Source organism: Pseudomonas costantinii, from assembly GCF_001870435.1.
GTDB classification, from domain to species: Bacteria; Pseudomonadota; Gammaproteobacteria; order Pseudomonadales; family Pseudomonadaceae; genus Aquipseudomonas; species Aquipseudomonas costantinii.
Window position 1 is genome coordinate 78,754 of record NZ_MDDR01000009.1, and the last position, 18,771, is coordinate 97,524.

Annotated in this window: 20 protein-coding genes; all 20 read right to left on the bottom strand. The window is 57.2% G+C overall.

Translation table 11 applies throughout. The features are described from left to right. Window positions 1-2: 2 nt before the first annotated feature. Window positions 3-2,393, bottom strand: coding sequence for a beta-ketoacyl-[acyl-carrier-protein] synthase family protein (locus BFL40_RS07335; protein WP_071483329.1), 2,391 nt, complete (start codon window positions 2,391-2,393; stop codon window positions 3-5). Window positions 2,394-2,405: 12 nt separating this feature from the next. Next, window positions 2,406-3,158 (bottom strand): SDR family NAD(P)-dependent oxidoreductase, encoded by a 753-nt coding sequence (locus BFL40_RS07340; protein ID WP_071483330.1) that lies wholly within the window; start codon window positions 3,156-3,158, stop codon window positions 2,406-2,408. Between the two features lie 9 nt (window positions 3,159-3,167). Further along, complete coding sequence (locus BFL40_RS07345; protein WP_071483331.1) at window positions 3,168-3,833, bottom strand: hypothetical protein; 666 nt, start codon at window positions 3,831-3,833, stop codon at window positions 3,168-3,170. A gap of 12 nt (window positions 3,834-3,845) precedes the next feature. Next, on the bottom strand, window positions 3,846-4,139 hold the full coding sequence (locus BFL40_RS07350) for a phosphopantetheine-binding protein (protein WP_071483332.1): 294 nt from the start codon (window positions 4,137-4,139) through the stop codon (window positions 3,846-3,848). Window positions 4,140-4,187: 48 nt separating this feature from the next. After that, entirely contained in the window at window positions 4,188-4,628 is a 441-nt protein-coding gene (locus BFL40_RS07355) for a 3-hydroxyacyl-ACP dehydratase FabZ family protein (RefSeq protein ID WP_071483333.1), read from the bottom strand. Between the two features lies 1 nt (window position 4,629). Then, window positions 4,630-5,070: a hypothetical protein gene (locus BFL40_RS07360; RefSeq protein WP_071483334.1), complete on the bottom strand. Its 441-nt coding sequence runs from the start codon at window positions 5,068-5,070 to the stop codon at window positions 4,630-4,632. Continuing rightward, complete coding sequence (locus BFL40_RS07365; protein WP_071483335.1) at window positions 5,067-5,819, bottom strand: outer membrane lipoprotein-sorting protein; 753 nt, start codon at window positions 5,817-5,819, stop codon at window positions 5,067-5,069. The genes BFL40_RS07360 and BFL40_RS07365 overlap by 4 nt, the downstream gene beginning before the upstream one ends. 11 nt (window positions 5,820-5,830) lie before the next feature. Continuing rightward, window positions 5,831-7,054, bottom strand: coding sequence for an ABC transporter permease (locus BFL40_RS07370; protein ID WP_071483336.1), 1,224 nt, complete (start codon window positions 7,052-7,054; stop codon window positions 5,831-5,833). A gap of 32 nt (window positions 7,055-7,086) precedes the next feature. Continuing rightward, a complete protein-coding gene (locus tag BFL40_RS07375; RefSeq protein ID WP_071483337.1) occupies window positions 7,087-7,692 on the bottom strand; it encodes a hypothetical protein in 606 nt (201 codons plus the stop codon). Window positions 7,693-7,696: 4 nt separating this feature from the next. Next, window positions 7,697-8,365 (bottom strand): ABC transporter ATP-binding protein, encoded by a 669-nt coding sequence (locus BFL40_RS07380; RefSeq protein WP_071483338.1) that lies wholly within the window; start codon window positions 8,363-8,365, stop codon window positions 7,697-7,699. Window positions 8,366-8,371: 6 nt separating this feature from the next. Further along, a complete protein-coding gene (locus BFL40_RS07385) occupies window positions 8,372-8,908 on the bottom strand; it encodes a hypothetical protein (RefSeq protein ID WP_071483339.1) in 537 nt (178 codons plus the stop codon). Continuing rightward, window positions 8,905-9,714, bottom strand: a complete 810-nt coding sequence (locus BFL40_RS07390; protein WP_071483340.1) for a hypothetical protein — start codon at window positions 9,712-9,714, stop codon at window positions 8,905-8,907. Before BFL40_RS07390 ends, BFL40_RS07385 begins: the two co-directional genes overlap by 4 nt. Window position 9,715: 1 nt before the next feature. After that, window positions 9,716-10,750, bottom strand: a complete 1,035-nt coding sequence (locus tag BFL40_RS07395) for a hypothetical protein (protein WP_071483341.1) — start codon at window positions 10,748-10,750, stop codon at window positions 9,716-9,718. Window positions 10,751-10,792: 42 nt separating this feature from the next. Continuing rightward, window positions 10,793-11,908 (bottom strand): type III PLP-dependent enzyme domain-containing protein, encoded by a 1,116-nt coding sequence (locus BFL40_RS07400; RefSeq protein ID WP_071483367.1) that lies wholly within the window; start codon window positions 11,906-11,908, stop codon window positions 10,793-10,795. Between the two features lie 49 nt (window positions 11,909-11,957). Next, on the bottom strand, window positions 11,958-12,929 hold the full coding sequence (locus BFL40_RS07405) for a beta-ketoacyl-[acyl-carrier-protein] synthase family protein (protein ID WP_074851413.1): 972 nt from the start codon (window positions 12,927-12,929) through the stop codon (window positions 11,958-11,960). Window position 12,930: 1 nt separating this feature from the next. Continuing rightward, entirely contained in the window at window positions 12,931-13,941 is a 1,011-nt protein-coding gene (locus BFL40_RS07410; RefSeq protein WP_071483343.1) for a beta-ketoacyl-[acyl-carrier-protein] synthase family protein, read from the bottom strand. An 8-nt stretch (window positions 13,942-13,949) separates the two neighbouring features. After that, window positions 13,950-15,065: a 2-aminoethylphosphonate--pyruvate transaminase gene (locus BFL40_RS07415; RefSeq protein WP_071483344.1), complete on the bottom strand. Its 1,116-nt coding sequence runs from the start codon at window positions 15,063-15,065 to the stop codon at window positions 13,950-13,952. Next, complete coding sequence (gene aepY / locus BFL40_RS07420; protein WP_071483345.1) at window positions 15,062-16,207, bottom strand: phosphonopyruvate decarboxylase; 1,146 nt, start codon at window positions 16,205-16,207, stop codon at window positions 15,062-15,064. Before aepY ends, BFL40_RS07415 begins: the two co-directional genes overlap by 4 nt. Then, the gene (aepX, locus tag BFL40_RS07425; protein WP_218027734.1) at window positions 16,200-17,867 is read right to left on the bottom strand and encodes a phosphoenolpyruvate mutase; all 1,668 of its coding nucleotides are present in this window, start codon (window positions 17,865-17,867) and stop codon (window positions 16,200-16,202) included. Before aepX ends, aepY begins: the two co-directional genes overlap by 8 nt. 120 nt (window positions 17,868-17,987) lie before the next feature. Next, window positions 17,988-18,746, bottom strand: coding sequence for a phytanoyl-CoA dioxygenase family protein (locus BFL40_RS07430; protein ID WP_071483346.1), 759 nt, complete (start codon window positions 18,744-18,746; stop codon window positions 17,988-17,990). Between the last annotated feature and the right edge of the window lie 25 nt (window positions 18,747-18,771).

Genomic DNA, 18,771 nt, shown 5'->3' on the forward strand with positions numbered 1-18,771 from the left:
GCTCACTCCACCTTGCTCAATACAATGGCCGCACTTTCGAACGTCATTGAGGTAAAGAGAATCAAGACCCGGGTCACGTTATTGGGGCACCGTTGCTCCCCTGGTCGCCATACCGTCTTGGTCCGATCAGCGATGGAGCAGGATTTTCCGTTCAATACAGCGGCACCAAGGTTCACCATCTGCGCAACGATGGCAGTGGGCGAATAGCCCAGGTGCATCGCGACAGATGTCACAGGAGGCTCTGCGTTCCCGAACAGCGCCTCCAGTGCGTTGCGCTCATTGGCCAGGAAAGCTTCAGTGCCCTGGCCGACACCAATTATCAGGTCGATTTCTTCGGGCGCTACACCAGATTGCGCCAACGCCTTTCGACCCAGTTCAGCGAGGCGCTGCCCGTTTCCGGACAAGGCATGGCCAACACCTTCCTGCCCCACTTCAAAAGCCAACACTTGGGCAAGTTTTGTCCCGTTACGGGCTTCAACCGCATCAGCTGACTCCAGCAAGGTCACACTGGCTCCTTCTGTCAGGTAAAAACCCTGGCCCATCTCCTCACCGTTGAAGCGTCCCAAGGCTCCAAACTGATCACATAGTTGGAGGGCCATGGGGGTATGTTCGTCGCTGGAAAGAGCAAAGATCCGTTCCTGGCGACCAAGCCTCACCATGTCCCAGGCCAGCTTCATACTGCCAAGTGGCCCACACAGAGTGGTGTTGAAACCTTTAATGCCAAACTTGATTGCCACCTCCCCCGCCGTTGCGTTGAGGGTTGTCAGTGGAAACTGAATGCTGCGCGCGTAACGCAGGCCTTCCTCATAAACGGAAAACATGTACTTCTCGACTGCGCGTTGCGCACCGTGTAGTAAGCCGACCACCAACCCGGTGCCGTAGCGTTGCTCGCCAACGAGCGCTTCGAGTTGGTAGCCGACAATCGCTTCGTCCATGGCCTGAAGCGCGAACTGTATGCTTGGGGAACTACGGCGACTGCTGCTTTTTTCCCCGTTTGGTGTAGGGGCCCTACCCAAATAGGTGCTGTACGCATCGTTGTTCTGCCGCGGCGCAAGTCCCGTACTCAACAGGTCCATCCAGTCAGAAGCAGTTTGTGCATAGGCGGTGTGCGCACCGTAGGCAGTCACGAACACCGCGCTAGCCTGGCGCTGCACACGAGCGAAGCGCCCGGCTTCACGTGCGATGACAAGTGAAGAGTTGTTGCCACCAAAGCCATAGTTGTTGCACAGGATGGTATTCACGGTTCCCGGTGCCTGATCGCCGTGCACATAATTCAGAGATGCACAGCCGTCACGCACGGTGGTGAAATGGTTGTTGGGCGCGCGGTAACCTCGCTCGGCACAGGCGACGCTGATGATGAGCTCAATGACACCGCTCGCGCCCAGGGTATGGCCGATGCTCGATTTGACACTGGCAATAGCAGTGTCGCTGCCGAACAGCCGGGCGACTGCCAGCGACTCGGGCACGTCGTTACTGTCGGTGCCGGTCCCGTGGGCGCTGATGTAATCAATGTGTTCAGCGGCTAAGCCCGCGTTCGCGAGGGCATGGGTGATAGCGGTGGCAATGCCCAGCCCATTTTCATCGACTGCGGTTGGATGGTAGGCATCCGACGAAAGCGCGTAACCGAGTACCTCGGCGTGATAGCGACCCTTGAGTTCGCCTTCGCCTAAATCTTCAAGGCGCTCAAGAATGAGCACCCCTGCCCCCTCTCCCAGGCTAATCCCGGACGGCGAGGAGAACGGTGCTGCGGGTGCCTTGCCGAGCACTTTAAGGCTGTTGAACCCAGCTGCAATAGTATCGGACAACGTATCGGTGCCGATCACTATGACCCGATCAGCCTGCCCGGTCGCCAACAAGTCGCGCCCGTACCCAACGGCAGTGTTGCTGGACGAGCAGGCGGACGAAACCGTCGCTTTAAGGCCCTTGAGCCCCAAGCGCCGGCAGACAATGGTCGCGACATGATCGACCAACCCGGCATAGATATCGTTCGGCGTCAGGGTTTCAACGGCTCCCGCCAGGGTACGTTTGATTACCTTCTCGCTATGCTGGATACCACTGTGCGAAGTACCGACCACTACCGCAGTGCGCTCGCTGTCCAGTCGGGTAGCGTCCAGCCCGGCATTGGCGAGTGCTTCTTCCATGGCCTTAAGGGCGAACCACAGACCCCGATCGGTGCTCGCGGTCAATACCGGGTCGAGGCCAAACGTATCGCCTGAAATAAACTCCGACGCCAAGCACGCCAATTGTTGAGCGTCGATGTTCGTGGACGGGACAATGGAGTGACGCCCCTCAAGGATCGCCTCACACACACTGGCCACGGATCGACCGAGCGGTGTGAAAATGCCCATTCCGGTAATAACGACAGGCGGCGCGCTGACAGATAAAGTGCTCATCAACAGATTCCCTCAGCGTAAATGACCGCCATCAACCTTGATGGTCGTAGCCTGTATGTAGCCCGGTTGCAGCAACCCGCACACCACGCGTGCAACATCCCCTGATGTGCCCATCGCGCCCAGCGATGCACTGTTCAAGATGGGTTCGAACATCACCGGTGAGAGACCCGCCACCATTTCAGTGGCGATGAAGCCCGGCGCCACGGCATTGACTTGCAGACCGGTGCGTCCGAACCGTCGGGCCAACAGTTGGGTGTACCCGATAAGGCCACCTTTGGTGGTGGCATATGGCACCTGTCCAGCCTTGCCGTAGACACCGGCCGCGGAGGCGATAAACACCACCGACGCCGGCAACGCTGCACGCAAGAGCGGGAGCAGTTGTTCGGTCAAGTCAATTGTGCCGACCAGATTTGCGTTCAGTACCCGGTCCACTGACGCGTCGTTCAGGGACAGAAAAGAGCCGTCGTGGGTGGTTCCAGCATTGTTTACAAGTACGCCGACCGACTCGAACGTATCAGCCACCCAAGACGAGAAGGTGTTGATCGATTCGGGGACCTCCAGGTCCATCTCGATGACGTCGGCGTCTAACCCTGCGCAGCGCAGCGTCTGTAACAATGCCTCTGCACTGCGAGTATCACTGCGATAGGTAACGACCAGGCGTGCCCCAGCAATATAGGGATCTCCGGCAAGCATCTGACGGGCGACTTCATCCACAATGGCTCTGCCGATACCACGGGTTCCCCCGGTAATGATCACTGCTTTCATATCGGTCTCTCAGATGTTGCAGGTCGAAATACCGCCGCCCAGAGGGATCACTCCACCGGTGGTAGCAAGGGCATTCAGGGATGCATACATGTGCAACGTTTCCGCCAGGCTGGCGGCGGGCTGGGGTCGGTAACGAAGCCCGTACACATGCAAATTGTCCCGTGCCAGGCGCACAGACTCCCTGGCGACGGTGCCCTCAGGGGGATGCATCATGAATAAATTGAGATAAACGTCCAGGTGAGCAACCTCCTTGGCCAGACAGCACACGGCAGCGGTCGCCGCCTGGTTCATCACCGGGTTGCACGGCACATCAAGACTCGAGTTGAGGCTATGGTCGCAGCACAACACCCAGATCCGCCCTCCGCCCCCCCTGGCCATATGTTGGGCACAGTGCTTGAGGGTGTGCAGCAAGGTCTTTGTGCGCCTATGCATGGCCTCAATGGCTAGGCGCGGGTCCGCTGCAAATTCCGCCAGCTCATCAAATCCATCGGTCAGATCCAGGAACACATTGCGATAACTCCCGCCAACGGCAGCCTGGCGTAATAGCGTTTTAAGTCCGTCCCCGTCGAGCACCGATACGAGTTCAAGCTCATCAACTTGCCCGCCATCGGCTCGTAGCCTGCTACCCAGCTCCATGGCGACAGCGCCATGGCCATTAATCAGTAGATGCCGCATAGGAGGTCTCACTCAAACAGCAACTGGCAGTCGGGCCTGGACCATATCGATCACGGCCGCAATGGATGCGAAGTGCTGTTCGATAAAGTCCCCTTCGATCTCTATCGGCTCCAGCCCATACGCACGTTCAAGGCCGACCAACAGGTCTAGCGCGTCCACGGAGTCCAACCCCAGCCCCCCCTCGCTCAGCAACAGGGTCTGCTCGGAGAAGTCCGTCGCGGTGTAACCATCATCGGCGAGCTCAAGACGCTCAAGGAGGATGGTGTGGACGATGTAGTGGAAGATTTTCTGGCGTTGATTACTCATGGTGAACTCTCTTTGTTGTGGAGAAATGACCAACCTGCCTGGCCGGCATCAGACTTTCTGGTACAGGGTGACGTCGAGCTTGGCGACCGTTTTGCCGTCGCAACGTGCGATACAAGCAAAACGGCAGAAACGTGAAGATGCTGTGTGCTGATCCGAGACCGGATTCAACGGGCGTGCCTCCATCTCAACAGTGGCGTCGGGCTTCACGGGTGCCGAAAACGATGCACGATCAATAGACACGATGAAGCCTTCCGACTTGCGTCCCAGCCGCTGGTTGAACCAGGCCCGACAAGACTGAGCCATGCTCTCCACCAAAATCACGCCCGGCACAATCGGGTTCCCGGGAAAGTGCCCGGCGAAGAAAACCTCGTCGCCGACATAGCGTGCCGTGGAGCGAATAACGCCCTCAAGCGGATAGAAGATGACGTCGTCCACAAAGCGGAAAGGCGCGGTCTGAACCAGAAAGGTTTCTACGTCGATGTGTTCCATTTCATCCCCTCAGGTAGATACCGACGTTGCCGGACACGGCAGGCTGATGAGCTGAGCGAATCTCAAAGGCGAAATCAAAAAGTACGTGACGCTCATCCGTCAGGCGTGACTCCAGATACAAAGGAAACTGCAGCGGTGAAAGCAACTTGCGCTGTACCTGGCTGAACGAGGTGATCATGCCCGGTCCTCCAGGCCGCTCCCTGCGCTCGCGCAGAATCAGCCCGGAGGACTGCGCCGCGAACTCCAACAAGGCGATCATCTCAATCGGATCGTTGTCCACGAACCGTCCTGGCATCGGTTGCCGATGCAACTCCGTGATTACACGCTCACGATCAAGGAAGCGGACCCTGTCGATGAACCGAAAAGGTATCCCCTGCGCCAAGGCGCTGATACGCGCTGCTGACTCCAACTCATCCATGTGCATCTCGCAGTCATCCATCATTTACCCACCAGTGCGGCTTTGGTGAAGAGCGCATCCGAATAGGTCGCGCGGGAGTACTTACCCATACGCATCCATACCGAACTGGAAGTCCGCAGGCTGTCCAGAATCACGATCTTTTCGACTTTTTCGCTGCCGTCGTACTGCTGGAACTCCTTGTACTGGATGGTTTTCAACAGGCGTCCAGACGCCGTGAAATGACGGGTTTCCACGGGCCGGTCAGTGTCCAGGTCGTAGTCCAGCTCAATGCGTGCGTAGGTCTGTGCACTGTCATTGGCCTTCAGGTTCAACTGCAGTCGATTACCTGCACCCGCCCGGCTGCTGGATAAAACGGTGTACCCCTTCAGGTAGGAAATATTCAGCACATCTGCGATGGACGCCGCTCCGAATACGCGCTGCAGTGGCGCTATACGAATCACATTCGAACTGTTGGGAAGGTAAAGCCACAGGTCGCGATCGCGAAGCAGAGTCTTGCGCCCCAACTGGTTTCGGGGAGCCAACACTTCAACGAGGGCGTAACCCTTTTCACTGATCTTCACATCCAACTGGTGCTGCTCGGAGGCTTTGCCATTTTCCACCGTGATGACTTCGGCGGAAAAATTGAACCCTGTTCCTCTAAAGCCACGCAGGTACTCCATATTGCCCAAAACCCGCATCACTTCTGATGACGACGAGTCTGCCGATGCGATTTTCGGGCCGAAGATCACCATCACCAGAACCGCCAGGCGGGCCCAATGTAAAATGCTATTCACGGTCTACTCCTTTAGCGTTGCATCGCTTCGTTGATAGGCAACTTGCCGGCTCGATACGCGGGTATCAGGCCGCCAACGAACGTGGCAACCAGCGACAAAACGGCGGGCAACAACAGGGTCTTCTGATCCAGCAGGATGCGTAACGGGTAGGAAAAGGTTGAACCCGGTGGGGTCGGCATCGAGATACGGGCATGGTTGATCAGTTCACTCAGCAGGACACCACCCAGCACCCCCATCACCACTGCGATCAGCCCTACCATGCCGCCTTCGGACAGCACCATGATCAGCAGTTGCGAGCGAGAAATGCCCAACGCTCGAATGGTGGATAGCTCGGACACTCGCTCCATCACCGCCATGGTCATGGTGTTTAAAATGGCCGCAAAAATGATGATGATCACCAACACCGTCACGAACCCAAAGATGTTGTCGAACATGGCCTTGATCTGATGGTAGTGCTCCGACATTTCGGACCAGGATTTCACCGTCAACTTGTCGCCCGCGTTGGCAACTGCATCGCGTATACGCTGATCCGTAGCAGCAGTCAGGCGCGTCTCGTCCAACAGTACGACGAGATTGGTGATGGACTTTGAATACAACGCCTCTTGCATCAGAGGCAGATTGATTTTCATGAAACGCTTGTTCAGCTCCTTGGCCCCCGTGTCCATAGCACCCACCACCTGGACATCCACCGCATTGATGGCCCCTTCGGAGGTAGTCGTCAGGAAGGTGACAATGTCGCCAATATCAGCCCCCAACTCGGCCAATAATTCGCGCCCTACCAGCGCTCCTTCTGGTTTGCTGGCGAACAGACCCGTTCCACGTACCACACGCACCGCCCTGCTGATCTCCGCATCCGCATCGGGCTCAACGCCGTAGGCCAGAATGCCCACAGACTTATTGCCAAAAGACAATAAACCTTGAGCTTCGATACGGCGGCTGACCAGGCGCACCTCATCCTGCGCTTCCAGTGCCCGGATCGCGCTCACCGCCTGATCGCTGTCGATCAAACTGCTGGCATAGGCCTCCTCCCCTTGTCGAGAGGAGAAAACCTGATAGTGGCCAAGCTGCGAGTAGATACTGCCCAGTCGAATACCTTCGTAGATCTGGGCCACGTAACCACCGAACAGCACAAGGCTGATCGTGCCTACGATGATCGCCACGCACGCGATCATGTTTTTTCGCCAGTCACGCAAGACATTCAACAGAATGAGTCGAGTGACGAATAAAATTCGCATAAAAAGCAGTCCTTGCTGATGTCGGATTAGCGTCAGTTCTGGGTGTGAGCCGCTGCCGGTTGCTGATCAAGCATGGCCTGGGTGCTACGAACCTTGTCTTGCAGCCCTGCCGGCAGTCGAACAAAACCAGGGCTGGCGGCAGCGATTCTGAGGTCTTCACGTGCCAGTTCGGCCTTGCCCATAAACTCGGGGACGTTTGCGCAGGTCAGGCCTCGATTGATACGAGCGGTAAGATTGTCCGGAAACTGCGCCACGGCGCGATCCAAGTAACGAAACCCAGTAGCCACCAATGCCCCTGCCTGGCGCGCGTTATCGACGTGAAACACAGCCTTTCGCACGTACAGCGCGCCGAGCGTCGAGATAAGCTCGGCCTCATGATGACCGACTGCCTCTACCCGCTCTGCTCCACCGTCGGCGATCAGTGCCTGGATTTGTTTGATCGCCACATCCAGTTGATCTTCGTTCGCGCCCGCAGATGACGTGGCCTGACGTGCGTTGGCTAATACGGCTACCGGATCGTTCGGCACCGTTGACGCAGAAACGGCCGCGGTCTCTGCATTTTTGCTCGAGGGTACTTGATGAGCATCCCCACAGGCCGCAAGCGTCAGAAAGAGGCAGGTAAAAAAGATCTTGTTCATGATTTCATTCCCTTGAACTAATGATTTGTCCATCCTGCATATCAATTTTCCGCGGACAGTGATCGGAGAAATCCCGGTCGTGGGTAGCCACCACGACGGTGACCCCTTTTTCCTGGTTGAGGCGACGCAGAAGCCCATAGACAATGTCACTGTTCTCGGCATCCAGATTGGCGGTCGGCTCATCCGCAATGATCAGGTCAGGGCGTTTGGCAAACGCACGTGCGATAGACACGCGTTGCATCTGTCCGCCGGAAAGTTCTCGGGGGCGGCGCTGTGCAAAACTGTCCATTCCCACTTCGGCCAACGCCGCCATAGCCTTGTCATGTGCCTGGTGATCTTTGAGCATAAACAGCGGATACATCACGTTCTCCAACGCGGTGAGCGCCGGGTGCAAATTGAACTGCTGAAAAATGATGCCGATGTGCTGTCGACGAATGCGGGCCAATTGCGCATCTGTCGTCCCAGCGATGCTCTTACCCTCGAACAGCACCTCGCCCGACGAAGGCACGTTGATCAGGCCGAGGATTCCGAGCAACGTGCTCTTACCGCTGCCACTCTTGCCCGCCAGGCAGACCAGCTCTCCTCGTGCAATGTTTAAGTCAATATCACGCACCGCAAAGCCCGTGACGGGCGCGCGACCATACTGTTTACAAACTTTTCTTAGGGAAAACATCTGGCTTCACTGCCCTGGTCTGGTGTCGATGAATTGATGAAACTCAGCGGGAAGAGTCTGGATGACCGCCTCGATCCGCTTGAGGCTTTCGGGCTCGAGTTGACGAGTATCAGCGCCGACCCAGTGGACGCTGAAAGTGTTATCTGCCGATGACCATGAGTAGAGTCTGAAGTTGGCGTCGATACACAGGTGAGGTAGCCCACGTCGCTGTAATTCGAGGCTTTCGACATCGAGGTCGTGGAACAACGCCACCCGAGGGTCCAGAAGAATTGTCGGCAACGCGATGGTCGAAGGCATCCTGACTCGCGCCAGCACCAGAGGGACGCTAGCGTCTCCCAGCACTACCGTGACCAGCCGTTCCAGGAAGCGGTAGTACTCATGAAAGGACATGACGATGGGCAGCTTCTCATCGAAATTCAACTGAAGCGGAACGGCCAACTCGTCATCACTGAACGGGGCTCCACCCAGCGAGGTCGGGATCAGTTCACGACGCCGGAGGGTGATATCCAAGCGCCCGCGGAAACCTTCGATCACACTGCTCATGCGTGCCCCTCAATGAACGTGGAGGTCCATGGACCTGACTGGGCAGATAAGAAACAGGCGTACCCCTGCGAAGCAATCGATGACACGATGCAGCGACGCTCCCCATCAGGTTCAACAAGCTGCTGTCGTGCAATTGCCATCCAGGGATCAGAACCGCACAAATGACCAAACTCTTCGTAATGGTCTGCCAGGCAGGGAAAGTCAGAGACTGAGCGGCGCAGACCTTTGCGCATCTTGGCCTCGAAGAACGGCAACGCAAGCGTGTGCCCTGCATGAAGGCCCATCAATCGGTTGATCTCCCGTGCATAGTCATAAAGCATCACTTGGGGATTGCACCCACTTACCCACACCGTATCGGTTGCCTCGCAAAGTTCGAGGTGCAATTGCGTCAAACGATGCCCGGTGCGCCCCCAAGATGAGTTCTCATCCCAAAACTGCAGGTCTAACGGGTTCGCATCGACGATGGAAAGCACGACATGGCGAATCTCCGGTTTGCAGCGCATGTGTTGGCGAAGCATGAACCCCCATGTGGCGCATTGCAGCGCGTTGGAAAAGGAACATGGAACACCGCAGTACTTGAGCGTGGTGGCACACAACCGTGCCGGATCGAACCAACCGCCTGAACACGTAAAGTCCAGTGATGAACTGCAAATGTAATGCGCGACGTCTGAACCGCTGACGTCTGCCACACGCGTGACGAAGTTCGCCAGTCGGCCCGCGACAGCGTCGACAAAATGGTCGGCGTGCATGCCGCGCAGGAATTCGCTGTCGTGGATATGAATCGATTGGATCGCAACCGAATTCATATCAGCGTGCTCTCAGCTTTGCAGCCAGTTCGAACAGGCACCGATAAGAGCTGCCTTCCATGCGCGAGAAAGCCATCAAATCGCGCCGCGTATCCGCGTCCTGGACACGCCCTGAAGCCACCAGTCCCAACAGTACCTGGTTGGCACTAAACTTCAGCGCGAGTGCAATCGGTAAGCTCGGCGCCCGCTCTACCAAAGAATGGCAATAGTTCGTGGCGATTACATCCAGAGCCTGGATAGCCTCCCACTCCATCGCAGAGGGTGTCACCTTGCCGACGCTCGCAAGCCATTGCACATGGCCCATCAACGCACGCACAAACCGGGGTCGGATCTTTGACAGAAAAAGCGCCGTGGACGCCAGGCTACCCTTTCCAAGCACCGCATCTTTTTCAAGGAAAACTGTGCCCTGCACATTGCCCAGCTGCAGTGTACCGTCCAGGAAAGGCCGCCCGACGGGAGACCGTGACAGCGTTGAAAACGCATCGGGCGGTACCAACACGATGCTGGGATAAAGTTTCTGGCTCGTGGCGGCGACAATGGAGGCGTAATCGAGCTTATGACCCTCGATAATCCACACCTTGTCGACGACCAGTTTCAGGCTCTCGTCCTCGCACGTGAGCATCGTGTTCCATTGTTGAATCGAACTCCCCCCTGCGTCGGCCATCAGGAAACCGCCGAAATGAGCAATGCCCTGCGCATGCCAAGAAGCCGCCGTTTGCTGCTGGGCATCGCTGGCAATCATCGCAAACAGAATGCTGCCAAACTGCCTGACCAACCGATGGAAGTTCCCCCCCATGAATCCTTCGGCATGAATGCGCTGTAACAGTCGCTCAATCTCGACTTCGGCCTCGCAGAGAGGCTGTTGTGCATGCGTGGGCAACACCTTGCCCTGTTCAAGGGCATGAAAATGCGCATCATCGATGATCATTTGCGTATCGACAGTCGAGACGACACCCGTTGCGATACTGCAGCACAGGCTCTCTGGCAGGGTGCCAAGAGAGGCAAGCCCTTCAATAATGCTTTGCTCCAACCTCATGTGTTACTCCACTTCCTTGGATACCGGTCGACGCGGGACGAATTAAACGATGTATTCACAGGATTGCGGCAAGGCGAGAAACTTGTTCATCGTGTACAGCGCGTTGTACGCACCGCAGTTGCGGAACATGACTCGGTCGCCGGCCTGTATGTCATGCAGGCAGTTTTTCAACTCGCCTATAACGTCATCGCGATTGCACGAACTCCCTACCAGCAAGTAATCCTTCGGCTGGTTTGTGAACCGTTTGGTCAGTACCGTTGGGGCGGCGTGCCGGCGGATAACGTGCTCGGTGTGCGCCAGCAGAAAGTTCTGCGCGATACCGCCATCGCAGACCAGGTAGTGCTTGTCGCCGACGTGCTTGACGCTGACCACTTCGGCCAGGAAATACCCGGCACTTCCAAAGATCGCCCGGCCAGATTCATGAACAACCGTTGCTCTGGCGCACAATGACGCGATGCGCTGTCGATACGCCGCGAAGTCAATATTGCGCTCACGCCAATCGGTCGTAATACCGCCACCCAGATTGATCAATGTCAGCGGGTAACCGAGGACTTGGCTTACTTCGTCGAACAGGGCTTCCACAACCTCTATGCAGTTTGACGAGCGCTCGACAAACCCATTGGAGCCGCAGAACACGTGCAGCCCGGCCACCTCAATACCCAACTCCAGCGCCTTGTGCGCCGCCGCGAAGACGCCCGGAGTATCCATGCCGAAGTGATCCCTCGATGACGCCACTCCCCCCTTGGCTGCGTCCAGGTTTATGCGCAGCAGAACCGGACACTTGAACGCGCCCTTGGCTGCAAACTCTCCCAGTACGTCCAACTGTGCGATGTGGTCAATGATGAACACCGCGTCATATCTGGAGGCGACCTCGATCAATTTTTTTGAATACACAGGGGTGTTCACATACACCTTGTTGCGGGTTCCCGCCCGTAGGCGCAGCTCTCCAAGCGATGCAAACTCGCAGCCGTCGTCGAAGCTGAACGCCGTTCGCGCCAAAAGTTCGGCGCAATGGTTTGCCTTGATCGAAACGATCAGAGGAGTACCCAGCGCGGCCTTCAAGTCGTTGTAGTTCTCTACGACCTGCTCAACCGAATAGATATAGGCTGGCGTCACCACCGTCTGCTGGGATTGGTGCAGTAAGTCGATCAAGGTCATGTGTACGTCTTGATTCAAATCCATTGATGCTTTCTCCCACTGAAAATCGTTAGTTGCCAGTCGTCTGCATGTCGGCCGTCAGAGGGACTCCATGGAGGACAAACGCTGCGCAGGTTCCGGTAGTACCTCGTACAACCGCAACGATTGCATCGCTCCCTTGAGGATCGAGGAAGCCGCCATCCAGAAGGTTGATGACAATGTCAGAACAACAGGCGTGGCCTTTCTCGGCGATGTTGCGGTCGAATAAAAAATCCGCAGCAGGGTTGATATGTCTGGCAACTTCGATCCAGCTCTGGCGGCTTACGTTCTGCGGCACCAAATGACGGACTTGCGCGCTTTCGACTCCCGAGCGCCTGATGGCCTGCTTGATTGTCCGCAGCGTGATCAACTGTGAGGTCATGTCGTAACGGCGCCGCTGTTCCTCCGTGATCAAGTACCCCATATGAAAATCCGAAAGATTGTTGACGCTGATAGCGCACACGCGATTGCGCCCGCTGTTGCGTCGCACCCAGATGGCAGCTGCGCCATCGCTGTGCACGTAGCTCTGATTCGGATGAACAAAGTCCGGGCCACGGACGGTGTCCGCCGTCACCACCACCGCGTTACGGATGCGGCTATCAGTCGCCATGAGGTTTTCGATAATTCGCAACGCACCAATCATCGAGCCGCAGTGCAGGTTGGACACCGAGAACGCTGCCGCCCGATGCGCCCCGAGGTCGCGAGCCAGACCGGCCACCATGCTCTGTGGGGGCGCAGCAACACTGGTCACCATCGTATGGGCATGGATAATCAGATCCACCTCACACGCTTGCAATGTGCTCGCCTGGAAGAGTTGCTGGCAGGCATTGCGGCACAGTTCTGCGACTGACTGCCCCTCACCTGGGTAATAACGCTGATGCCCCCCGCGAAGAATCCGTTCCTGAGTCAGCACGGGAATCGCCATGGTTGTCATCCAGTGACTGACGCAGGCGCTTTCACCCGGCAAGTAGTACGCGGCCGCTTCTATACCGATCCAATTCATTTCAAGAGTCCCCATTTACGAGGGGTACATCGCGCTCATACAAACAGGCTCCCATTTCGCCATTGAGCCCGACACTCCAGCTCAGCAATGGCCCGCTGATGCTTCGGGGTTCATCCATCAGGGCTTGAAGTGCGAACAGTGGCTCAACACAAGACACCACACCGCCAACGCCCTGCTCCAACTCAAGCTGCGCGTGATTGCCCACCGCACGCAGAAACGCGGGGGCCATTGCTGGCGAATGAATGCCGCCAAGTTGTTCCGGTGAAATATGATGTTCAGCCAAAAACGCTTGGAGAAAACGCCCGACAGCAGCCGCCCAGCGATCCGAGGTGTACCAGGGCGTCGGGCCCCGCTCGAAAGGTCCCTGCTGGTGCTCATAACGGCTGGTAGCTTCGTGGAGAATCGTGAGCGACGGAGGTTGTAACGCGCCCTTCAACTGACCGCTCTGATCATCGTCAACAAGAAGGATTGCCGCCGCACCATCACCGTATTGCACGTAGTGCCCAAAACTGCGCAAATAGGGCTGCAGCCAACACTCGCAAGCCACGAGCACGACACTACGCGCACGCGCAGGCCCCTGAATAAAAGCACGCGCAATGCGCATCGCTTCGAACGCGGCGCAGCCATCGTTCTGCCCGATGACACAGGGGAACGCCGTCGTAGCCCCAAGAATGTGTTGCAGGCGCCCTGCCACGGAAACGCCTAAGGGCGAGTCGATACCGCTGGTACAAAAAAATACAGCGTCAATCTTCGCAAGATCAGCCGGTTCAAGCCGTTGCTTGAGCGCCTCCACAGCCTTGGCTGCAAGATCACCGACCGTGGCGGTGATCTGATCCATGGGTACTTCGCTGCCGGGCGGTGGCAGGAGTTTCTCCAGTTCATCGCAGTGCGCCCCAGGCAGCGGAATCAAGTCACGTACGCCGGCGCCCAGCAGGTACCAGTAATCATGGGATATGCGCTGCGCACGGGCAGCCATGACCGGTTGCAGCGCAGGGCGATAAGACACGGCCATGGCCACCCTCATGCTACCTCCCCATTTGAATTTACCTGAGCCATTAATTGCGTGAACACAGTAAGGAACCAGCTCCATTCGTCCGCATCAAACGCCCCCATGCAACCGATTCGAAACGTCGTAACGGTGGTCAACTTACCCGGATAGATCGCGATGCCACGCTGGCGTAGTTCGAGTACAAAAGCATCGAACCGGTCCTTGAGCGACTGGGGAAGGACGAACGCCGTGATACACACACTGCTAACGTCTGCAGGAAGAAATGGCTCGATACCCAGCGTACGCAAGCAGCCCAACAGGCTGGCAGAGCGCGTGGCGTAACGATGATAGCGAGCCGCCACGCCGCCCTCCTCGGTGTGCAGTTCAAGCGCTTGCACGGCGGCGGCAACCACCTGCACGGGAGGCGTGAACCGCCATTGGCCGTTGGCCACGAAACCTTGCCACTGTGCATACAGGTCCAGGCTAGTGGTACGGCTGACGCCGTCGCACTCAGCCAACGCCGTACTGTCGACCAAGGCGAATGCAATACCAGGGACGCCTTCGAGGCATTTGTTGCAGGAAGCGATCAACGCCGCGATACAGGTGCCCTCCAGCGCAATCGGGTAAGCACCAAAGGTACTCATTGCATCGACCAGTAACCGTCGACCGAAAGCGGCGACCACCCGTTCAACGGGCTCCACCGGGTTAATCCGGCCAGCCGACGTCTCACCATGCACCATCGCAACATGGCTGATGCTCGGGTCGTCCCGCAGCACCCGCTCAAGCTGCACCAGATCAAGCGCACTGCGCTCGTCATGCTCAAGCAGCTGAACGTCTTGCCCCAAGCGCCGGGCGATCGCTGCGATTCGTTGCCCATAAGCGCCGTTGCTCAACACCAGCAAACGCTGCGAAGGCTTGATGAGGGTGGACAGTACAGCCTCAATCCCATAAGTCCCGCTGCCCTGGATTGGCACAACAACGTGAGACGCTGGCTTTTGTGCAATGTCATGGACCTTCTTGCACAACTCACGGGTCAATGCGATGAAGTCTGGTTCACGCGAGCCCCAGTCACGGAGCATGGCCGCGCGCGTCGCGGGCGCGGTGCTCAGCGGTCCGGGGGTCAACAGCAAAGGTGTTGGGTTATTCATTGCGCGCCTTCCTGGTTTACAAACGCTCTCATCCGTCTAGCCACCGCAGCAGGGCTGATAGTCGGCCGGCCCAGCGGGCTGTGGGAACCCGGTGCAATGCGTACGTGAATAAGCACCGGACCCGACGCGTCAGTCGCCATTTGGTAGGCTTGGGCCACGCCCTCAAGGTCGTCGCACAGCAACGCCAAGGTGTAGCCACAGGCGATGGCTGCATCTGCGAACCGGACTCCGGGCGAAACGGTAGGCTGCCCGCCGGTCGAGTCATGCATGCCGTTATCCAGTAACAGATGGATAAAGTTGCCGCCCCCGTAGGCGCCAATAGTCGCCCAGTTACCGAGCTTCATCAGGGCCGCGCCATCGCCATCTATCACCAATACCCGACGTTTGGTATTGAGCGACAGCCCTAGCGCCATCGCAGAAGCGCACCCCATGGAGCCCACCTGGTAAAAGTGCTGGGGGCGGTCATCGAGGGTAAAGAGTTCACGCCCACCCTTGCCCGTAGAGACAATGACTGCCGCGTCGTTTTGCAACTTCAACAGTGTGTCCAACACGCGATAGCGGCTGGGTAAAGCACCATTGCTGGTCAACGAGCGAACATGCCCCCTGCTGCGTTCCGCAGGCAGCTTGGCCGTCATGGGGGACTCGATAAAATCGTCTTGCTTGACAATCAGCGCATAGGCTCGAGATTGCGTGTCCATGGACGCGGCAGCCGTACTGAGCGTAACGGCCATGTGCTCGCTGGAAGTACCCAGCGGCGCATGGGCAATCTCCATCAGGTCGAGCAGTCGATGCAAAATATCGCCCATCTGCCGATGCTGAGGTTCGTCGCCGATGCCGGGACAGCCCCGCCAACTCATCATTAACAGTGCAGGAATCTGGAACGGCGCATTCAATGACGTCAGCGGGTTCACCGCATTGCCGAGTCCAGAGTTCTGCATCACCACAATCGTCTTGCGCCCAGCCAACCACGCCCCTGCTGCAATAGCCATGGCCTCACCTTCACTGGTTGCAGCAACATAAGGCATCGTAGTGGAGGCCATCGCTGCGTTGATCAGTGATGTCATGAAGCTACACGGAACCCCGACCATGAAGTCGAAGCCCTGTTGCTGCGCAACCTTCAGGAATTCTCGAGGATCAAGCATCTCGCATGAACCTCTGGGCTGCATCCAGATCCGCAAGGGCGTCCACGTCCATCCAGTGGCCGACGAAATAACGGATTTTGACCGGGTGCCGCTTCGCTAGCCGGCTAATGAGAAGTGGCATATCAGCTGTTTCCAGCAAGTTTTCAGCAACGAGCAACTCCAGCTCCTCCCGAACCCAGGCAGCCCCTTGTACACCCAGCTTCAGAAGGCCAATCCACTCACCGGATACCACGTCAGCCGGGAGGTCAGCGGACATCGCTTTCAACAACCCCGTCTCGTCGAGAAAGTCGGCAACCGGGCTATGATCGGCGCTGACCAGATCCTGAATCCGCCCATCCTCGCGACGTGTCTTCGACGCATCAACGGCAATCAGGATCTGTGCGTCGTCATCCAGCAGCCCATCCAAGATGAACTCGCGAAACAGGACGTCGCCATAGGCGATAATTGTCTCGGCAACCAATCGGTCACGTGCACAATAGAGCGAGTAGGCTTCGCCGGTGTTCGCATATCGATCGTTGTCCACGACCTGGATTCCGGTGGCCGTCACTTTTTCTTTGAGATAGCCACGGACGACGGTGATAGCTGCGATCCCGGCACGCCGCAAGATACCCACCTGACGCTCAAGCAAAGGTACGCCGTACAACTTGATCATGCACTTGGGCCGACTCTCGGTCAGCTCACCCAAGTCGCCCTGCGAGGCCGCCAGCACGATGGCCTTCGGCGCAGCGTTTTTTGGCAAATAGCGGGACTCGGCGTCCTCCAATTCATCACAACCCACCAGACGGAAAATATCCTTGACGGTGGCGATGCCCCCTTCGACGCCAACCAAGGAGCGTTCCTGATAGATCTTCTGGACCGTGCTGCGCATTGCCGTAATGGAAGCGCGCAGGCTGTGATTTGCCCATATCACACCTGATACTCCAACATCCTGGAGTGACTGTACGGGGACTCGATAGTAAGTGGTCGGAACCGCAATCAGAGGACTGCGAGAGGCCCATCGGCGGGCGAATTCGATGATTTGCGCACCATCAGCCTTCTTGGAATGGATCAGGATCGCATCCGCGCCCGCCTTGTAATAAGCCTCGGCGCGCTCAAAGGCTTCCTCCATGGAACGCCCGGAAATGAGCGCTTCCACACGTGCGACCACCACGAAGGAATCGTTGGTTTGGCTGTCCTTGGCCGCCATGATACGACCACAGAATTCATCGATAGACGCCAGGGGCTGGTATTCGCCGATAAATGAGTTGGTCTTCGGAAAAAGCTTGTCCTCAATACACGCACCTGCAACACCGCGCTCACATAGCTTGCGTACAAGTCGGCGGACGTTATTGAAGTTGCCGTAGCCGGTATCGGCATCAACCAAGACAGGCACCGATACAGCATCGGCCATGTGCTCGATGACCTCCAGTACCTGAGTCCATGAAGCTTCATTGCTATCGCGCAATCCCATGCTGGCCGAGATCGTCAGCCCCGACGCCCACAATGCGCGAAACCCTGCTTCTTCGGCGAGCTTGGCGGACAGCCCATTATGAGCCTCCATCAAGAATCCCAATCCGCCTGTGGCGATCTCTTCGCGAAGCTGACAGCCACGGTCGCGATCCCGTCTGGGTGGCAACTCGACGCTTGCCCTCTCGATACCTTCTTGCAACAACATTTTCATCCACAATCTCCATTTGCTAGACGCGCACAGTTCTGTTGCTTAACCCAGGACAACTGCGCTGTTATTCAGCGAATGCCTGAAGGTCAAATACAAAGGGGTTGCGAGGTAACGAAGATTCAGTCAAACCCTGAATTTATAAGTCTTTCCCGGCTCACGTTCGCAATCGGGGGGAAAGTTCTGGCGCTTCTCTTGGAAGTACAACGCTCGATGATCGCCGTCACTTCTGCGGTTATACGTTGCGTACAACATGCGTCGGCTTTCAGCACTCAAGTTCGCCATAGAGCGGTGGGCGACATAGCTGTCGAAAAATATTGCACAGCCCGGCGCGGTGGGCACCGCAACATATCGGCAGGTCGGATGCGTGTCATCCAACGGCTGCCACTCTTCGCCGATAAGTGTGCGTAAACGCCCTTCGTTGCCCTGCTCAATTTCCAGGCACCCGTTGAGAGGTGTCGCATGGTCAATGCTGACCATGACAGAGACAAATAATGGGGCGTATTTCGACCACCCGGCCTGCTGGTCCTGGTGCGCCTCGAACCCTGCGCCGCCAGGGTGTTTGAAATTGATCTTCTCTTTGAACAACGCCACGGGTTCGCCCATTAACTGGGCCACCGAGATTGCCAGTTTGTCGCGGTTCAACAGGGCATCGAAGCCTGAATGCTCTTCGCAAAAATACTCGATGCGCTGCACCATTCGCGAAGAAGGCACACGCAGGTCCGGCTCGGAATACACCATGTGTCGGCCGGGTTGCTCTGGCCATGAAGCCAGTTGGTCGACCCATTGACGAAGTTCATCCATCGACTCCCCAGAAAAGAAACCCGGGACATGCAACCAACCGTACCGTTGAAAATGATCGATTCCTGCCTGATCAAGCAACATTGCGAGTTCCTTCAATCCTTGAAAA